Raw genomic sequence first — 17,915 nt, 5'->3', positions numbered from 1 at the left:
CCTGGGGCTAAAGGCTTTCGAAAGCGCTGGCCCGCCGTATCGCCCTGCGATCGGCGGGTTTTTCATGGGCGGCATCGGCGCGTTGCGCAGTCGGCGATCATGATCGGTGATGCCACCAGTCGACCCGCACAGGGCGCCGTGCGATGCTCCGGACAGCCCATTTCTTCGAAGCTAGCATGAACAGGATAACGATCTTTCTCGTGGCCGCGGCCTTCGTTGGCCTATCCACCACAAGTGTGGCGCAGGCGACCCAGGGGACATCCAAGCCGGCAGCTGCCGGGGCGCTGGCAGCCTATGCCCCGGCCGATATCTGTCGTGCGATGGTGGCCACGCTGGAGCAGCGTGACGTCGGCGTGATGCAAACCGACCACACCGCATCAAACGTGGTGGTTTCCTTCCCGGCGCGGGATGGCGGTGCGACCCGGAATATCAAGTGTCATGTCGACACCGAGCACGGCCAGGCACAGTGGGCCAGCGATGATAGCGGCTGGCAGGACAATGCGGTCTCCTTTCGAACCGATCAGGCCGGCGATCTGGTGATGCAGGTCCGGGACATGCCGGCGCGTCGTTTCACGCGGGCAGAGCTGACGAAGACGGCACGGTAAGCGCGGTCGAAGCTCAGGCACATCCGACGGGGTCGGTGACGGCGGCCGGACGGCGCCGCAAGACCTGCCGTCGCGCACTGTGGCCTGCGTCAAGCGGCGTGCGCGGTGCCCGCGTGAGCCGTCGTCTCGGCGGGTGCCGGCTCGGATTTCGGCTCGTCAACGACAGGGGAGGCGACTGGCTCCGGGGCTGTCTCGACGGCACGATGCGACTCGTCCATGCGATCGGCGGTCGAACTGAACATGCCAGCGACCATCACAGTGGCGACGAGCGCGCCGACACCGGTCAATCGACCGAGGAAAACCAGAGGCCGGTTGAGGCGCCTAGCGACCGACATGATGTTCTCGCCGCGGTCGACCAAGGGCATCGGCGGATCGGATGCCGGCCGGCGAAGGCGCCACGTCGGCAGGCCACACGGCGTCGCCCGTACCGATGAGGCGTGCAGACACTGCATTCTTCATGAAGCACACAATCGTCATTATGTCGACCAGAGTGTCGTGGCCGTTCACAACGCGGAAGTCGCTTTTCGTCGTACAGGATTTCCCGGATTACCCGGATCCGACCGTAGGCGGCACGCCGTCGGGTGCCCGCGCGCAATACCGGATGGTCGGCAACCGCTGTGTCTCGATGCCGCGTTCGTGATCCATGGCATCCATACCATCGGGTCGTCGCCGCCGCTGCGTGACGTGGTCAGCCGGGCCGATGCGTGTCGGGCCGATCTCAGGCGCTGGGCGGTGTCCGGCCCAGGCGTCGTCGCCAGATTCTGCTGGCCAGGCTGCGACCGGCCAGTCGAGCCGCGGCCACACAGACGCCGCTCAGCGCTGCCCATATCAGGATCTCGTACCAGTGCTGTCGCGGATCGGCCGAATCCTGTGGCGGCTCCTCGTCACGAACGTAGCGCCACGCGGCCGTCGTGCTCTTGCGGGCTAGCATGCCGGCGCCGATCGCCGCACCGGCACTCAGTGCCATCCAGGCCAGATGTTCCGGATCGTGTCGTTTCATGGCTCTTCTGATTGGTTTTCTGCCATCGATGTTACGCGTATCCCCGGGGCCTGTTCATGTTTCGTTCGCGCGCCTTGCAGGACACGATTTGCGGTTTCCAACGCGGCACGCGCATGACACATCAAAGGCCCTGGCTGCGCCCCTGCGTCAACGCGGTGACCACATCGGTCGGGTTGTCGAAATGCTTGCCCTCGAAACCGCGCAGACGTGCCAGCAGGTCTTCCGGTGCGTCGTTACCGGCGGCAACGCCGGCGAGTTCGCCGCCGGTGGCCGGGAACTCGGCGCCTTCGATATAAGCGGCGATGCGGGTGGGATCATATGCCATATGTGATTGATGCATCGTGGCGGGTGGATCACATCATCGTCATCCGTGCTCGCGATTGTCTGCTCGGGAGATCACCAGGGCGGGCGCCAATCGGCGGTTTTTAGTCGATCAGCTCAGCCGCTGCTGAGCTTGAGACCGATCATTGCGCCAATCACGAGCGTCAGCCAGGCCAGCCGTCGTGGCGGCAGCGGTTCACCGTTCAGCCAACGCCCGCTGACGACGCTGCCGACAGTGCCGACGGCCGTGAACACGCCGTAAGCGATCGGCGCGGGAATCTGTTGCATTGCCCCGTGCAAGAAGGCGAGTGCAACGGCGAAACCGCCGCAGGTGAGCGCGAGCCCCGAACCGTATCGCCGCCGGGCCAATCGCTGGAAGCCGTGCGCGCCGAGGACTTCAAAGATGCCGGCCAGCAATAGAAGCGCCCAGGCGATCATGACCCGGTATCCGTATGCTGCAGGCCGGCGACGCCGATCGCGAGAATTGCGAGCCAGAGCGTGGCCAGACCGCCAGGTACGTTGGTTCCGGCCGCGAGGCTGACCAGCCAGGTGCCGAGGGTGCCCAGGGCCATGTAGACGATGTACACCGTCGTTGCCGGCAGAACACGGGCTGCCTGAAGAGCGCAGTACAGGCTGGCGACAATGGCGAGGCCGGTCAGTCCCCAGGCCGGTGCACTGCGCGCCGCGGTGAGCCCGTGCACCCAGCCGGTTTCGGTCAGCCCGGCCGGCAGAAGCCACGGCCAGACACGACGGTCCCGTGTCGCTGTGGTCGGCGCGCGTCGGGGCATGGCAAGCTCCGGAGTCAGGTCGTTCAGTCGAGTCTCGCCCGCGGTCGGCTATTTGTGAAACGATGATTCGTGTTGCTTGCTTCACGAAAATTGATGGCTCATGACAACGCGACCGGTCGATCTGAAAGCGCTGCAGACCCTGGTGGCGGTGGTCGAAGAGGGCAGCATGACCGCGGCCGCCCGCCGATTGGCCTACTCACAGTCGGCGATCAGCATGCAGTTGCAACGTCTCGAGGCGCGCTTTGGGTTGCCGCTCGTCGTGCGTGCCCGGGCGTGTGTTCGTCCGACGTACGCCGGCGAGATCGCGCTCGCCCATGCGCGCGACATGCTGGCCTCGAGTCGGATGCTGCAGGAACGTCTGACCGGGGCGGCGATCGGCGGCAGCCTGCGTTTCGGCCTGCCCGCCGATCTTGCCCCCTGGATGGGCACGATCTGGGCCCGTTTTGCCCAACGTCATCCGCAGGTCGAGATGCAGGTCTGCTCCGAGCTCAGCACGGCGTTATGTGATCGTCTCGACGAGGGACGCGTGGACCTGGCGCTGTTGACGCTGCCGAATCACGGGGCGTGGGGTCGCCTGCTCCGACGCGAGCCGTTGCTGTGGGTTGGCGGGCGGGGCACGCATGGGCCGGGCCAGGCGCCGCTGGCGTTGGCGCTCGGCCCGGACGGCGGCTGTGCGTTCCGGGCCGCAGCGCTCGAGGCACTGGCGGCGAGCGGTCGTGACTGGCGTATTGCCTACGAGGCCCAGGCGTTCGCGCCGATCGCCGCCCCGGTCGGGCTCGGCTTGGCCGTGACGGTGGCCATGCCGAGCATGCTGGCCGACCGGCCTGAACTGATGGTTCTGGATCATGCCGTGCATGGCCTGCCGCCACTGCCCGACGTCGCACTGTGTCTGGCCACGGCGGCCGGGCCGGCGAGCCCGGCCGTGGCACAGCTGGCGGCGTTGATCATGGCCGATATCGGCCCGTCGACGGACAGGGGTGGCCGAACGCAGCCGTTGGATTGAGCCGTTCAGGCGGTCTTTTCGTCGCTGTCGGTCACGGCCAGACGTGCCACGCGGCCGATGGTCAGCCCCTGGACACAGATCGAGAAGATCACCGCGATATAGGTCATGTTCACGATCAGATCGCGGGCATGGCCTTCGGGCAGGGATAGCGCCAGCGCGACCGAGATCCCGCCGCGCAAACCGCCCCAGGTGAGAATCTTGATCGTGTGCGGGGCGAAATCTCGTCGGCTCTTCAATGCGATGATCGGCAGGCCGACCGCGACGAACCGCGCCACCAGCAGGATCGGGATGGCGGCCAGGCCGACGATGATCGCGTTCTGCGAAAAACTGATGTGCAGCACCTCCAGCCCGATGATCACGAACAGAACGGCGTTGAGGATTTCGTCGATCAGCTCCCAGAACGTATCGACGTGCTCGCGGGTGCGATCGGACATGGCGAGCCCGCGGCCGTGATGGCCGACCAGCAGGCCGGCGGAGACGATGGCCAGCGGGCCCGAGACATGAATCGCATCGGCGGCGGCGTAGCCGCCGATCACCAGTGCCAGCGTGACCAGCACCTCGGTCTTGTAATCGTCGATGCCGCGGAGCAGCCCGAAGCCGATCCCGCCGAGCGCGATGCCGAAAGCGATTCCGCCGAGCGCTTCGGTGGAGAACAGTGTCAGGATGTGGCCGGCCGACAGCCCGGTCGCGGTGCCGGGGTCGGCCGCTTCCGACAGGGCCAGGAAGGCGACGATCGCGACCGCGTCGTTGAACAGCGATTCGCCGGTGAACTGGGTTTCCAGCGTCTTGGGCACGCCCGCCCGCCGCAAGATGGCCAGTACGGCGATCGGGTCGGTCGGGGAGACGATCGCGCCGAAGACATAGCAGTACATCGGCGAGATCGAGGCATCGAGCAGGTAGAACATGCCCCAGGTGAGCGTGCCGACGATCAGCGTCGAGATCGCCAGACCCACGGTGGCCAGGATGCCGACCACCCACCGCTCTTTCAGCAGCGCGCGAACATCGACCTGCATCGCCCCGGCGAACAACAGCGCACCGAGCATGCCGTCCAGCAACGTGTGATTGAAATCGACGGCCGCCACGAGCTCGCCTGCCGGGCCTGCGACGTCGACGCCGAGCGGCACGAGCGCCTGGGCGATCAACGACAGCACCAGCGCCAGCAGCATCACGCCGATGGTTGCCGGCAGGCCGATCAGACGGCGATTGAGCCAGGCGAACAGGGCGGTCAGGGCCAGCAACAGCCCGGTCAATTGGAACAGCGTCATGAGCTGACCTTGTCTGGACGAGCGCTCCATTGTGCACGGCGTGCACGGCGCCGTGGATGCGCGCGATACCGGATCGTATGGGGAATCGTGTTGCCGGCCGCGCGCCGTCGCGTCAGGCGTTGGCCTGCTGCGGCAGGCGACGCGCCGCGGCGATCTCTTCGTGGGCCACGCGGGCCAGCCGTGGCCAGCGGTTGCGGCTCAGCCGTCGCGCGAACCAGGCCGAGCGTCGGTACATCACGAACTTGAGCTTGACCTTCTGGCCGCCAATACCGTCGATGAGCACCAGCCGGCGCTGCCCATCGACCTCGCGCAGGACCAGGTTGCCGCTGTTCAGATCGGTGACCGGTACGCCGTGCTCGATCACCCAGGTGTGAAGGCTGTCGAACAACGGTTTCAGTTCTTCTTCGGACAGCCCTGTATCACCAGCCTGTTCGGCCAGAGTGCGCGATGCCTGGCCGTTGGCATTACGGATACGCTCGACGACCAGACCCGGCCCGCGATTGGTATTGACCCAGCCGTGACAGCGGGCGCGGTGTTCGTAGGGCACGTGGCGCGTGTCCAGGCTCTGTGCGCAGTACCATTCCACGATGCTCGGTTGTTGGGCATCCGGTCGATGCGGCCGACGGGCGACCTTGATACAGAGATCGTCGTCGGTGGGGTGGCGATGACAGTCGCGTTTCGAGCCACGTCCGATTCGGCTGTCGTCGTCCAGAACCAGGATCGGGTGAGCTGGCGCCAGCGGTACGCTGTGCTGCAGAAACAAACGGACAGTCTTGCTGAGTAGGGCCATGAAGCGCTCCAAGCCGGGGGGGCGCGGATCGCCCACCGGGCGAGCGACGCGATCACTGATGAGCGCTAAAGTAATTGTTATGTGCAAATTAATAAATCGGTAATTTATCGTTCCGGAGGCATCAAAATTCGTTAAATCTGCGTAAACGAATGTGTGGCGGGGTGTTAGCGGGTGCCGCTTATGACGGTCGTTGAGCCTCGACGCGCATCGGCATTGGGCGCCGGAGGCCATTCACGCGCAGATCGCGCCGGGTTCGAAGCGCGATACCCGTGCACGAGCGCGCCTATCCGCGGCCCGCGCCCCGTGCCGTCCGAGGGACGCGGCGTGGCCCTGTTTTGCCGACCACAACACGCCGACACGCCCTAAACTGGGGGCATCAGTCTTCGAATGGTCCGACATGAGACAACGACTCCTGGCACTGCTCGGTCTGCTGCCCAGCATGCTTGTCGCCGGATGCTCGGTATTCGGATATCGCGGCGGGACGCCGCAACCGCATTTCGACGTGGTGGATACCGTCGGCCCGGTTGCCATTCGGCACTATGGGCCGCGTCTGACCGCGGATACGCAGGTGACAAACGCCTCGGCCGCCGATGCGCGCGATACGGGTTTCAAGCGTCTGGCCGGCTATATCTTCGGTGACAACGACGCCGATGAACGAATCGAGATGACCGCGCCGGTCGGTCAGGCGCCGGCAACGACAGACGGTTGGCGTATCCGCTTTTTCCTGCCGCCCACGCTACACATGGCCGAGGCACCGAAACCCGACGACGAGCGCATCAGCCTGCATCAGGTCCCGGGCGCCGATTATGCCGTGTTGCGTTTTTCGGGCGATCGGAGCCAGACGGCGGTCGAACGCCACATCGATATACTGCGCCAGCATCTGCGCCGCAGCGCCTGGCAGCCGGACGGCGCACCGGTGGCCTGGTTCTACGATCCCCCGTGGACGGTGCCGTTTCTGCGACGCAACGAGGTGGCCATCGAAGTCACGCGTGAGGTCGGCGGCGGGCCGTGATCCGCCGCCGTGCCGCCACCGGTCCGGATCCGGTCATTCCCTTGTCGATTCGGTCCGGCGCGTTAGGCTGAGATGCCGGCCCCCCACGGACGATACCTGCTTTGGCACCCACGCCCCGCGATGATCTGACACAGGGTTCGATCGTGCGCGCACTGGTCGCGCTGGCCGTACCCATTGTGTTCGCGAATCTGTTGCAGACCGCCTACCAGCTCATCGATACCTTCTGGGTGGGCCGTCTGGGGGCGGCCGCCGTGGCCGCCGTCTCGCTGAGTTTCCCGGTGATCTTCTTCCTGATCTCGCTCGGCCTCGGTCTGGCGATCGCGGGCACGATTCTGGTGGCTCAGTACACGGGGCGCGGCGATCGCGCACAGGTCAATCACGTCGCGGCCCAGGCCCTGATCGGCGTCATCGCGCTGTCGCTGCTGCTGGCGGTCGTCGGTGCGTACGCGGCCGGCGACATCGTCGGTTTTCTCGGCGCGGCCGCCGACACGTTGCCGCTGGCCACGGCCTATCTGCGGGTATCGTTTGTCGGGCTGCCGTTCCTCTTTGCCTATGTGATCTTCCAGTCATTGATGCGCGGTGTGGGCGATGCGCACACGCCGTTGTATATCGTGACCGGCACGGTGATCCTCAATTTCGGGCTCGATCCGCTTTTCATCCTGGGCTGGGGGCCGGTGCCGGCCATGGGCGTGTCCGGTGCTGCCCTGGCCACGGTCGTCACGCAGGGATTGGCGGCCACGGTCGGATTGGGGATGCTGTTTTCCGGCCGCTACGGCATCGCGCTGCGAGCCCATCACCTGGTGCCGGACGGGGCCACGCTCTGGCGGCTGACGCGGCTCGGCGCCCCGTCGGCCGTGGAGCAGTCGACCCGGGCACTCGGGCTGATGCTCATGACGATTCTGGTCGCCGGTTTCGGCACTCACGCGTTGGCGGCTTACGGTATCGGCACGCGTATGCTGTCGTTCGTGATCATTCCGGCGCTCGGGCTGTCTCAGGCCACCTCGGCCCTGGTCGGCCAGAACGTCGGCGCGCGTCGGGCCGACCGTGCCGAGCGCACCGCCTGGCTGGCCGCCGGGGCAGCGTTTGCTGCATTGTCCGTCATCGGTGTATTGGCTTTCGTTTTCGCCGAACCCATCGTGGCCCTGTTCGTGCCCGGGGCGCCCGGGGTGATCGCTCAGGGCGCGCTCTTCGTGCAATGCACGGCCGTCAGTTATGGCCTGATCGGCGCACAGCAGGTGTTGACCGGGGCGTTTCGCGGCGCGGGACAGACCGTAGTCGCGATGATGATCGCGCTGGTCTCGCTCTGGATGCTGCAGTTCCCGTTGGCCTGGCTTTTATCCTCGCACGCCGGCCTGGGCGCGACCGGTATCTGGATCGCGTATCCGGTACAGAATCTGCTGACCGCGATTCTGGCCGCCGTCTGGTTCGCGCGGGGCGGCTGGAAGCACCAGAGCGCCATCGAGACATCGATACCCGAGGGCGAAGTCGAAGACACCTGTCGCCCCGGCCAGATTACTCAGACCACACTGCGTTGAACGGGAGTTTCAAGATGCGTCATATCTCGCGACTGATCATTCTGACGGCAATTTTATTGTTCGGGGCGCGAGCGGAGGCGGCCTGTCAGCCGGCGGCGGCGCATTACGACCTGCCCGCGCAGCGGCTGGATACCGCGTTGCAGGAGTTCGCCCACATCAGCGGTTGCCCCGTGAATGTGAATACCCAGCTGCTGGACGGGCACAAGGCACCAGCGTTGCAGGGCCGATTCACGCCGTCGGTCGCCTTGATTCGCCTGGTTCGCGGCTCGGGCCTCGAAGTGCACTTCGACGAGACGCAGCTGGCGGTCAATCAGGACGACCGACAGCAGATGAACCAGCGCGTGCAACAACTGGAAGCGCGTCTCAAAGGGGCCGTGTCGTCCCGACAGATCGATGCCGGGACCGCCGATGACCTGCGCGCTCAGCTCGAGGCCGCCTCGGACGAGGCCGGCCAGCTGATTCGCCAGCAGGGGTTCCTCAGTGCTGCGGAGAAAGCCAGCTACGACCGCCTGTTTGCCTACGTGACGGGGCTTCTGGCGCCGCGCGCGACGCCGCAGCAGACGAGCGAGTAGTCGCCGGTCTCAGCCCGGAACGTCGACGATACGGTCGAATGCCGGTCGCCGCGGACGCGAGCTTTACGCGGCGGCGGGCGTCGTTTGTCGCTCTCGCGGCCGCCGGACGATGCGGCCGCCGTGGCCGGGGGCGAAGGCCACGCCGCGCGAATGCCAGGGCTCGCCGCGGGCGTGCGTCGGTTCGATGACATGCTCGGCCAGCAGTGTCTTGAGCACGATACGCAGCTCCATGTGTGCGAACGCGGCGCCGATGCAACGACGCACACCGCCCCCGAAGGGAATGAGCTGATAGGGATCCGGTCGTACGCCGCGGAATCGTTCCGGATCGAAACGCCATGGCTCGGGAAACACCCGGCCATCGGTGTGCAATAACGAAATACCGACCATGATGTGCATCCCGCGCGGTACGCGCCACGGCCCGAGGACGTAATCGTCCACCTCCACCCGGCGAAGCGTCATCGCAATGACCGGACGGGTGCGCTGGACCTCGTTGATGAAGGCATCGAGGTATTCATCGTCGTCGGCATCGACGGCCGTGACCAGGGCCGCCAGCACATCGGGATGGCGCCGCATGCGCTCGACCGCCCAGGCCAGCGTCGTGGCCGTTGTTTCATGGCCGGCGGTGAGCAGGGTGACGAGCTCGTCGGCGATCTCGTCATCGGTCATCGGGTTGCCGTCGTCGTAGGTCGCGCCGATCAGCATCGACAGGATATCGCTGCGTGCGGCGGCGCCGTGTTCGTCGTTGCGGCCGCGCGCGATCAGACGCCCGACGATGGCATCGTATTCGGCCCGCATGCGACGAAACCGGCCCCAGGGCGCATAGCCGAAGCCGTCCCACGCCGGGATGGGGGTCGCCGCGAGGATCGAGCCGAGCCTGACCATGCGCGGGAGCAGATCGCGCAGAACATCCAGGTCCGCGCCCTCGGCCCCGAAGACCGTACGCAGGATGATGTTCAGTGTGATTGCATTCATCGCCGGCAGGCTCGCCACAGGGCGGTCGACCGGCCAGTCGGCCATGCCCCGGCGTGCCTCGTCTTGCATCAGGGTGCGATACGCGGCCAGCCGGTTGCCATGAAAGGCCGGCGTGAGCAGCTTGCGCTGCGAGCGATGCGGATCCCCCGACAGATTGAACAGCGATCCGCTGCCCATCACCCGCCCGAGGTTCGGATCCATGTTGCCGAGCTCGGCCGGATCGGCCTTGAAGATCTGGCGAACTTCAGCGGGTTCGCTGACGATCAGTGAGCGGCCGAACAGCGGCAGCTTGAGCGTGAAGTCGGGCCCGTATTGTCGGCGTCGATCATCCAGCGACATGGCGTTGCCACGACCGAGGGTGGCCAGCGCGACGCGAAGAAGAAAGGGGGCGCTTGGGCCATCGGGCAGGTACGGACCCGAGCGGGGCGAAGTCTGAGTGGTCGAGGAGCGCGGCATGCCTGAATCATCCGGTAGGGACTGGCATCGACGTTACGCCGTCGTTCGATGTAAATCAAACATCAGTCAATGTAATGGTCGGTTCGCTCGGATTGCCTCGACTGCGGCGCCTGATTAGCCTGTGCGCCTTGTCATCCGCCTGCGAGCTGCCGTGTCTCTATTGCCTGAACGTCGCAAGGCCTTTCGTGAACTCGCCGCCGATATCGACGGCATCGATCGCGAGGTCTACGACCGCTTTGCTGCCGATCCCCGGGAGCCGATCATCGGCCTCGGCCGCGCCGATGCCCGCATCGGTTTCTTCGGGCGCGATCCGGGCCGTGACGAAGTCCGTCACGCCGAGCCGTTCATCGGCGCGGGCGGCCAGCTCGTGCGCGGCGCGATTCATCAACACCTCTACGATGCACAGATGCCGGACTTCGAGACCTCGCGGGCCGTCGGTGCGGATTTCTTCTGGGCCAACACGGTTCCCTACAAGCCAGCCGGGAACAAGGCCTGGTCCATGAAGATCAAGCGTCGTTTCCATCCGTTGATGCGCACGTTGTTGATCGACGCCTGGCAGGGCCGGGATCTGATCACGCTCGGTCGCGAGGCGTTTCTGTGGTTCGGGATCGACCGCCCGCGAGCCGAGCGGGATCGCATCGCGGATTTCTGGGCTTCGGCGGATCGATTCGAGCAATCGCTGGACGTGACGTTGACCAGCCCGTCGCACGGCGACGCCGTATTCCGGCTGTACCCGCTGCCGCACCCCTCGCCGTTGAACGCCACCTGGTACAAGCGATTCCCGGGGCTGCTGACGCAGCGACTGCGCCAGCTCGATGTCCGGCCGGGCAATCTGATGCTCTGAAATGCGCGCCGCGCGCGACGATGCAGGACGCCGCCGTCGTTTTACACGCAGCCGGCGCGCCAGCGTCGGGGCGTGGTGTCATGCCCTTCCCGCCAACAACTGGTCTGGCGGGGCTGGAAACCTAGCGCTGGTGAAGCACGAGCCGGCCGTCATCGTTGGTCTCGACCGTCAGCCCGTTGTATCGATCGATACGCACGTGGCCTTCGGCCGCGGCCAGCGGGGCCGGGTGCCCGGCCGTAACTACGATGGTCGGTGCACCAGCGGCCTGTGCGGCCTCGATACCGGCCGCCGCGTCCTCGAAGATCAGACAATCCTCGGTCGCCACGCCGAGCTCGCGCGCGCCGAGATGGAACGGGTCCGGGGCTGGCTTGCCGCGCGTCACGTCGTCGCCGGAGATCAGCACGCGAGGCATCGGCAGACCGGCGGCGGCGATGCGGGCCTCGGCCAGGCGACGCGGCGCCGATGTGACGATCGCCCATCGCGCCGGCGGCAGGGCATCCAGAAACGCCGGGGCCCCGCCGATGGGCTCGATCCCGGCCACGTCCTCGACCTCGGCATCGAGAATCGCCTTGGCTTCGGCCTCGGGGTCGATGCCGGTCACGCCGCTGTCGCGCACCGTATCGATGGCGCGTTTGCCGTGGAGGGTCGGGAGAAAGACGTCCGGGTCGAGCCCGTGATCACGGGCCCAGCCTCGCCAGACCCGCTCGGCGGCCGCGATCGAGGTCAGCACGGTGCCGTCCATATCGAACAGAAAGGCGGCGTGGCCGGTGGACGAGAAGACATCGCGGGGCATGGCGGATCGGGGTCGGCTCAAATCGAGCCGACTAGCCTACAGACGCAGGCGGGCTACGGGAATCGTTTCCCAGGGCGTACCAGGCTGTATTCGCCCGAGGCGCCGCGTTATAGTCCATTCAACACCCGCGTAATCGAGATACCCATGAGTCCGCGCGAATCAGACCCCGACGATGCCAAGAAAAAGCGCGAGCAGTCCCAGCAGGACGACCGGGACCGGCCGACGCGGGGCAGTCAGAAGGAAAAGAACCAGACCAGTCATGGCCCGGCGGACCCGCACGACGACAACGCGTGACCGTAGCCCAGTGGGCAGGCGGCCGAATCGTGACGCAGCGGACCGAGCGTGGCCACGCGTATTCCTGCGGCCACGGCATTGGATGTCGTCAATCGCTGTCCTGATGCTGATCGGTGCCATCGCCCCGGGGAGTGTGGTCGCCGGCCAGATGCCACGGCCGAGCACATCGTCTGGCGCAGCGGACCCGGCGGTGATCGAACGCGCCCGTGTCGGCGACGATGGAGATCGATCGCGAACGTCGCCGGCCGGTGTGCCACCGATTCACGACGGCCTGAAACATCGTGTCGAGCCCTCGGCCGAGCCGCCGCCGCGTCCGTGGATGCAGCCGCCGTCCCGAACTTCGCCGTCGGACAACACGCCGCAGTCGCGTACACTCGGCCCGACCGGGCGTCATCCGTCGCTCGGACACAGCGGCGGCCCGGAACTCGGGCGTATGCCGCCGATTCGTCGGCCCGATTCTCACTGACCGGTCCGCGATCGATCGTACGACACTGCCCGGCCAACAGGCTCTGGATCGCCGCCATGAAAAACAGCTTCTTGATGATCAGCGCACTCGCTCTGGGACTGGGCGGTTGTGCCGCGAGCCCGGAAAAGCTCAAGAATGAGGCATACGATGCCTACTGGCAGTGCGCCAGTCAGGCCGTGCGGCCCTACGTTGGTGATACGCGCTTGCCGCCGCGCCAGGCCGCACTACGTGCGCAGGCGCGCTGCAACGATCCCTATCAGCGGTTCCGCAATGCGCAGGTGGGACTGGTTCGGCACAAGGTTCAGGCCGATAGCGCCGATCTCGCCGAGCAACTCGGTGGCCAGCAGGCCCTTGTCTGGCGCCAGCGCGTGACGCGGACACTGACCGATTACGTACGTCAGGCGCGACGATCCGGGGTCGGCTCAACCTGACCATCGGGGCGTTCGTGCGAACCCGTACGACACGAAGTCACGCAAATAGTGCTGCGATCGCGCCGGCGATACGGTTCGCCGCCTGATATGGCCGACGGCGCTCGATCGCCGAGCGCCGTCGATGCCCGGGCAACCTCGTTGCCGGGCGGTTCAAAAGGCCGCCCCGTCAATCAGCGACGGGGCGGTGTCCAGGGCCATAGGGCGTGTTGGGGTTTCGTGCGAGTCCGCTTGTACCTTGGGGTTGGGCCGCAAATCACGTCCGACGGCGTTGCGAGCCTTGCCGGACACACTGCGGTCTCTCGACGAAAAGGCGCTCGAACGAACCTCAACAGGCCCTAGAACGAGTAGTTCAGACGCGCATACACGGTGCGTCCGAGCGCATCTGCGTAGCGGGCATCGTAGCCCGGCTGACCGACGTCCTGCTGGTTCGAGAACGGCGGATCGGTGTCGAACACGTTCCGTGAGCCGACCGTGAACTTGATGCCGTTGTCGAACTTGTAGCTGCCGGCGACGTCCCAGGTGCTGTAATGGCTCACCTCGTTGTGCAGGTCCGGATACTCGTCCGTGTAGCTCGAGAAGTAGTGATTGACAATCTGGCCCGACCAGCCGGCCTTGGCCCAGGAGAGCTTGACGGTGTGTGACCAGTTCGGAATCACCGGCGTCTGGCCGTCGTTGTATTGCCCGACGGCGTTGAAATACTGGCCGTCCGGTACGTTCTGGTAGTCGTATTTGGCGGTATAGGTCCCGTTGAACGACAGACCGATGCGGCCGTAGTCGGTATCCACATGGTAGTTCAACGCCAGATCAATGCCGTTGGTCTCGGTCGAGCCCAGGTTGGCGTTGGGGTCATTGATGTACAGGATCGAGCCGTTGTCGTCACGCACGACCGCGTCCGGATTGTTGGCCAGGACATAGCCGGGCGGCGTCTGGGAAACCTGTTTCTGGAGCTCGATCCACCAGAAATCGACCGTGGCCGAGAGGTTGTCGAGCGGTTGGACGATGATGCCGGCCGTCCAGTTCTTGGACGTCTCCGGTTCGAGATCCGGGTTGCCGCCGCCCTGGACGAGGAACTGCTGGCGGCAGACACGGCCTGGCGCATCCGGAGTCGCGCTGCCGCCGGGGCAATACAGCGGGTCATTGAGCACGCCACTCTGGGTACGCGAGACCGGGTCCGACAGTTCATAGAGGGTCGGCGCGGAGAAACCTTCACTGTAGGAGCCGCGCAGCACCACCTGCTTGATCGGTTGATAGCGCAGCTCGACTTTCGGATTGACCGTATCGCCGACGTCACTGTAGTTGTCGTAGCGGCCGGCAGCGGTCAGCTCCAGGCTGTCGAGAAGCGGCACGTTGAGCTCGCCGTAGACCGATTCGACGTCGCGATCGGCGCTGACCGGGTCGGCCGGGGAGACGCCGCCGCCGGAATCCAGGCCGGCCTGGGCGATCGCGTTGTTGACCGACTGCGAAAGCTCTTCGTGTCGATACTGGGCACCGAGTGCCAGCGCCGAGGAGCCTGCGCCGAACCAGTTGCCGATCGTGCGCGTCAGCTTGCCGTCCCAGTTGTAGGTCCGGCCCTTGGCGGCTTCGATCTGACCCGTGATGGCCGCATCGGCAGCCGCCGCGCGGCCAGCGGCCGATAGCGGTTCGTTCGAGAACGGATTGATCGCACCGCTTTCGAAGGCATCGCCCACCACGGACGTATCGAAATAGCCCGATCGATAATCGCGCGTCGTCGAGCTCTGGCTGTAGGAGAACGCGGTGTCGTAGTGGATGCGTTCGAGGAATCGACCGCTGAAGTCCAGGACCACGCGATGGGCTTCGTTGGTGTTATCGGTCAGGCGTGGACCGAAGGGCACCGCACGCCAGTAGACGTCGATCGGCTGGCTCGGATCGATGCCGGCCGGCGCGGTCATGCCGCCCGGGCCGAAGTAACGCGAGGCATCGATCGACAGCGGCGGCGTGTTGAACGTGCCGCCCGGGGCCGACTGAACCGTGTTCTCGTCATGCGCGAACAGATAACTGAGCGAGACCTTGTTCGTGTCGTTGATCTTGAACGCGCCGCGCGCATAGACCGAGGCCCGGTCGGACTTGTTGACGACTTTGCCGTAACGCGAATACAGAAAACCGCAGGAATTGTCGTCACGCGGCGTGAGTGCCTGCGTATCGCAGCCGCCGCTGCGCAGCGGGTTGTAGAGTGGGCTGGAACCCTGGCTGTAATTGGCCGGGTAGGGATAGGACGACACCGATTTCTGGCCGCGACCGTCCTGAATGGGATCGATGATGCCGGATCGGTCCAGTGTGGAGACCGCATCCTGGCGTCGATACTGACCAGTGACCATGAAGTTGTAGCGATCCTTGTCCAGATCGCCGTGGCCGAAGGTAACCTCCAGATTCTTGTTCGTGCCGCCGCCGTCGCGGGTCGGCGTTTCATAGCCGGTGGCGACCGAACCGCCCTGCAGATTCTTCTTCGTGATGAAGTTGATCACGCCACCGACCGCATCGGTGCCGTACAGCGCCGAGGCGCCGTCACGCAGGACCTCGATACGCTCGACGGCGCCGAAGGGGATCGTGTTGATGTCAACCGCGCCGCCGTTGATCGCATCATTCGACAGGCGTCGGCCGTTGAGCAGCACAAGCGTGTGTTTCGGCCCCAGGCCTCGCAGGTCGGCGAAGTTCGCGCCGGCCGGTTCGTTGACCCCGGTGCCGAAACCTTCGCCGAAGCCCGAATTGTTCTGTGGAATCTGGGCCAGCGCCTGTTCCGTCGAGTTGATGCCCTGCTCGCGGAGTGTGTCGGCCTGGATGACTGTGACCGGTAGCGCCGTGGCTGCATCGGCGCGGGCGATGGCCGTGCCGGTCACGGCGACCGTCCCCAGATCGGTGCTGGGCGTTGAAGCAGTGGCGGCGCCGGTGCTTGCCGTCGCGGGCGCTGCCGCGGTCGCCGGTGCGGCGGCGGCCGCGCCAGCCGGCGCCGCTGGGGCCGCCGCTGTGGCCGGGGCTGCCGGTGCGGCATCGCTGTCGGCCGGTGCGGCCGGCGCCACGTCGTCGTCATTATTGCCGGACTGTGCCCAGCGCTGCTCAATGGCGCCAGACCGAGAAGCACGGCGCATAGCGCAGCGCGCGAGGTGCCGGGCGCGACCAGTGATCGCCCGGTGCGATAAGCGACCGGCGACGAACGCCGCCGGATAACGGAATGATGCATGTATCCCCCAATGCGATGATACGAACGCCGCGCGGTCCCGTGTCGTTGCTTGATCGAACACGGTGCATCGCCCGGCGTATGACGCGCCCTCGGCGCGTGTCGGGGAAAGTAAGTGCATATTGCATGCCATGATCCGCCGCACCGGTGGCAGGCAAGCGTGATCGGCAGGCGATCGGGCAATGCCATATCCGGGCATGCGGCAGTCCAGCGCGATGCGCGGCGCCCGGCCCGGATCGAGGCGCCGGGGCGATCGTGTCGTGCCGGCGTGGCGGCAGGTCTGCCGACTCGCCGACCGACGGGCGCGTCAGAAAATCTCGAACAGACCGGCGGCCCCCATGCCGCCGCCGACGCACATCGTGACCATCGCGTATTTCGCGCCGCGGCGCTTGCCCTCGATGAGCGCATGGCCGGTCATGCGTGCACCGGACATGCCGTAGGGATGGCCGATGGCGATCGCGCCGCCGTCGACGTTGTACTTGTCCGGATCGATGCCGAGTCGGTCGCGACAGTACAGACACTGGCTGGCGAATGCTTCGTTGAGTTCCCACAGGCCGATATCGTCGACGGTGAGGCCGAATCGCGCGAGAAGCTTCGGCACCGCGAACACCGGGCCGATGCCCATTTCGTCCGGGTCACAGCCGGCTACGGCCATGCCGAGATAAGCGCCCAGCGGTTCCAGGCCGCGACGTTCGGCATCGGCGGCTTCCATCAGCACGCAGGCCGCGGCGCCGTCGGAGAGCTGCGAGGCGTTGCCGGCGGTGATGAAGCGCCCGTCGGCGACTTGCTGGCCGTCCGAGAACACCGTCTTCAGGCCCTGTAGGCCCGCGCGTGTGGTTTCGGGGCGATTGCCTTCGTCTCGATCGAGCGTGACTTCGGCCGCCCGCTCGGCGCCGGTTTCGCGATCGACGATCGTCTGGTGCGTGGTCATCGGCACGATTTCGGCATCGAATCGCCCGTCGCGCTGGGCCTCGGCAGTTCGCATCTGCGACTGGTAGGCGTATTCGTCCTGTGCCTCGCGCGAGACGCCATAGCGCTCGGCCACGATCTCTGCGGTCTCGAGCATCGACATGTACAGGCTGGGTACCCGTTCGACCAGCCATGGATCGGCGGCACGAGACCCGTTGAACTGTGCATTCTGGACCAGAGAGATGGACTCCAGCCCGCCGCCGATGACGATATTCATGCCGTCGTCGACGATCTGGCGGGCCGCGCTCGCGATGCCCATCAGGCCCGAGGCGCACTGCCGGTCCAGACTCATGCCGGGCACCGATGTCGGCAGCCCGGCCCGCAGCGCGCACTGACGGGCGATGTTGGTCGCCGTCGTGCCCTGCTGCATGGCCGCGCCGAGGACCACATCGTCGATTTCCTCGGGATCGACGCCGGCCCGGGCGACGGCATGGGCGATGGCGTGGCCGCCGAGGGCCTGGGCCTGGGTGTTGTTGAAGGCACCGCGATAGGCTCGGCCGATCGGCGTGCGGGCAGTGGATACGATGACGGCCTGACGCATGACACCCAACTCCTGGATACGCCGCGGCAATGACGGGCCGACCGGCTGTGTTTTTCGATACGGTG

General features: G+C 66.0%; 19 protein-coding genes. 9 read left to right on the top strand and 10 right to left on the bottom strand.

The genetic code is table 11. The features are described from left to right. The first annotated feature begins 176 nt into the window (after positions 1 to 176). Positions 177 to 605, top strand: coding sequence for a hypothetical protein (locus D3260_RS15680; protein ID WP_120099548.1), 429 nt, complete (start codon positions 177 to 179; stop codon positions 603 to 605). Positions 606 to 1,323: 718 nt separating this feature from the next. On the opposite strand, the gene D3260_RS15665 is transcribed toward D3260_RS15680, so the two are convergent. The 4 genes from D3260_RS15665 to D3260_RS15650 all read right to left on the bottom strand — a co-directional run bounded on the left by D3260_RS15665 (position 1,324) and on the right by D3260_RS15650 (position 2,714). Continuing rightward, positions 1,324 to 1,605 (bottom strand): DUF4235 domain-containing protein, encoded by a 282-nt coding sequence (locus tag D3260_RS15665; RefSeq protein ID WP_120099545.1) that lies wholly within the window; start codon positions 1,603 to 1,605, stop codon positions 1,324 to 1,326. 121 nt (positions 1,606 to 1,726) lie between these two features. Then, positions 1,727 to 1,930: a DUF2795 domain-containing protein gene (locus D3260_RS15660; RefSeq protein WP_158583575.1), complete on the bottom strand. Its 204-nt coding sequence runs from the start codon at positions 1,928 to 1,930 to the stop codon at positions 1,727 to 1,729. A gap of 113 nt (positions 1,931 to 2,043) precedes the next feature. Then, positions 2,044 to 2,364, bottom strand: coding sequence for a multidrug efflux SMR transporter (locus tag D3260_RS15655; protein WP_120099543.1), 321 nt, complete (start codon positions 2,362 to 2,364; stop codon positions 2,044 to 2,046). Then, the gene (locus tag D3260_RS15650; protein WP_120099542.1) at positions 2,361 to 2,714 is read right to left on the bottom strand and encodes an SMR family transporter; all 354 of its coding nucleotides are present in this window, start codon (positions 2,712 to 2,714) and stop codon (positions 2,361 to 2,363) included. The genes D3260_RS15655 and D3260_RS15650 overlap by 4 nt, the downstream gene beginning before the upstream one ends. A 100-nt stretch (positions 2,715 to 2,814) precedes the next feature. On the opposite strand from D3260_RS15650, the gene D3260_RS15645 reads away from it, so the two are divergent. Beyond that, positions 2,815 to 3,717 carry a LysR family transcriptional regulator gene (locus D3260_RS15645; RefSeq protein ID WP_120099541.1) on the top strand — a complete coding sequence of 301 codons (903 nt, stop codon included), beginning with the start codon at positions 2,815 to 2,817 and terminating at the stop codon, positions 3,715 to 3,717. A 5-nt stretch (positions 3,718 to 3,722) separates the two neighbouring features. On the opposite strand, the gene D3260_RS15640 is transcribed toward D3260_RS15645, so the two are convergent. Continuing rightward, on the bottom strand, positions 3,723 to 4,982 hold the full coding sequence (locus D3260_RS15640; RefSeq protein WP_120099556.1) for a sodium:proton antiporter: 1,260 nt from the start codon (positions 4,980 to 4,982) through the stop codon (positions 3,723 to 3,725). 112 nt (positions 4,983 to 5,094) lie between these two features. Next, complete coding sequence (locus D3260_RS15635; RefSeq protein ID WP_158583574.1) at positions 5,095 to 5,772, bottom strand: YrbL family protein; 678 nt, start codon at positions 5,770 to 5,772, stop codon at positions 5,095 to 5,097. A 397-nt stretch (positions 5,773 to 6,169) separates the two neighbouring features. Between D3260_RS15635 and D3260_RS15630 the strand changes: the two genes are divergently transcribed. The 3 genes from D3260_RS15630 (at position 6,170) to D3260_RS15620 (ending at position 8,891) form a co-directional block, all read left to right on the top strand. Further along, complete coding sequence (locus D3260_RS15630; protein WP_199671547.1) at positions 6,170 to 6,784, top strand: heme-binding protein; 615 nt, start codon at positions 6,170 to 6,172, stop codon at positions 6,782 to 6,784. A gap of 101 nt (positions 6,785 to 6,885) precedes the next feature. Continuing rightward, positions 6,886 to 8,319, top strand: a complete 1,434-nt coding sequence (locus tag D3260_RS15625) for an MATE family efflux transporter (protein WP_233544107.1) — start codon at positions 6,886 to 6,888, stop codon at positions 8,317 to 8,319. A 14-nt stretch (positions 8,320 to 8,333) separates the two neighbouring features. Beyond that, entirely contained in the window at positions 8,334 to 8,891 is a 558-nt protein-coding gene (locus tag D3260_RS15620; RefSeq protein WP_120099538.1) for an STN domain-containing protein, read from the top strand. A 63-nt stretch (positions 8,892 to 8,954) separates the two neighbouring features. Here the strand turns inward: D3260_RS15620 and D3260_RS15615 are convergent, their stop codons facing one another. Next, a complete protein-coding gene (locus tag D3260_RS15615) occupies positions 8,955 to 10,319 on the bottom strand; it encodes a cytochrome P450 (protein ID WP_120099537.1) in 1,365 nt (454 codons plus the stop codon). 151 nt (positions 10,320 to 10,470) lie between these two features. Between D3260_RS15615 and D3260_RS15610 the strand changes: the two genes are divergently transcribed. Beyond that, on the top strand, positions 10,471 to 11,163 hold the full coding sequence (locus tag D3260_RS15610) for a uracil-DNA glycosylase family protein (protein ID WP_120099554.1): 693 nt from the start codon (positions 10,471 to 10,473) through the stop codon (positions 11,161 to 11,163). A gap of 121 nt (positions 11,164 to 11,284) precedes the next feature. Here D3260_RS15610 and D3260_RS15605 read toward each other — a convergent pair whose 3' ends face one another. Next, on the bottom strand, positions 11,285 to 11,956 hold the full coding sequence (locus D3260_RS15605; protein ID WP_120099536.1) for an HAD-IA family hydrolase: 672 nt from the start codon (positions 11,954 to 11,956) through the stop codon (positions 11,285 to 11,287). Between the two features lie 144 nt (positions 11,957 to 12,100). On the opposite strand from D3260_RS15605, the gene D3260_RS17570 reads away from it, so the two are divergent. The 3 genes from D3260_RS17570 (at position 12,101) to D3260_RS15595 (ending at position 13,147) form a co-directional block, all read left to right on the top strand. Then, positions 12,101 to 12,250 carry a hypothetical protein gene (locus D3260_RS17570; RefSeq protein ID WP_158583573.1) on the top strand — a complete coding sequence of 50 codons (150 nt, stop codon included), beginning with the start codon at positions 12,101 to 12,103 and terminating at the stop codon, positions 12,248 to 12,250. Between the two features lie 82 nt (positions 12,251 to 12,332). Continuing rightward, on the top strand, positions 12,333 to 12,716 hold the full coding sequence (locus D3260_RS15600) for a hypothetical protein (RefSeq protein WP_147418235.1): 384 nt from the start codon (positions 12,333 to 12,335) through the stop codon (positions 12,714 to 12,716). A gap of 56 nt (positions 12,717 to 12,772) precedes the next feature. Further along, complete coding sequence (locus D3260_RS15595; RefSeq protein WP_120099534.1) at positions 12,773 to 13,147, top strand: hypothetical protein; 375 nt, start codon at positions 12,773 to 12,775, stop codon at positions 13,145 to 13,147. Between the two features lie 335 nt (positions 13,148 to 13,482). Here D3260_RS15595 and D3260_RS15590 read toward each other — a convergent pair whose 3' ends face one another. Together D3260_RS15590 and D3260_RS15585 are read right to left on the bottom strand one after the other, a co-directional pair. Further along, a complete protein-coding gene (locus tag D3260_RS15590) occupies positions 13,483 to 16,251 on the bottom strand; it encodes a TonB-dependent receptor (RefSeq protein ID WP_120099533.1) in 2,769 nt (922 codons plus the stop codon). A gap of 396 nt (positions 16,252 to 16,647) precedes the next feature. Then, complete coding sequence (locus D3260_RS15585) at positions 16,648 to 17,850, bottom strand: acetyl-CoA C-acyltransferase (protein ID WP_120099553.1); 1,203 nt, start codon at positions 17,848 to 17,850, stop codon at positions 16,648 to 16,650. Between the last annotated feature and the right edge of the window lie 65 nt (positions 17,851 to 17,915).

This window comes from Salinisphaera sp. Q1T1-3 (assembly GCF_003602005.1).
GTDB lineage: Bacteria > Pseudomonadota > Gammaproteobacteria > Nevskiales > Salinisphaeraceae > Salinisphaera.
Note: the sequence above shows the minus strand (reverse complement) of the source record. Positions and strands in the feature narration are given on the sequence as shown.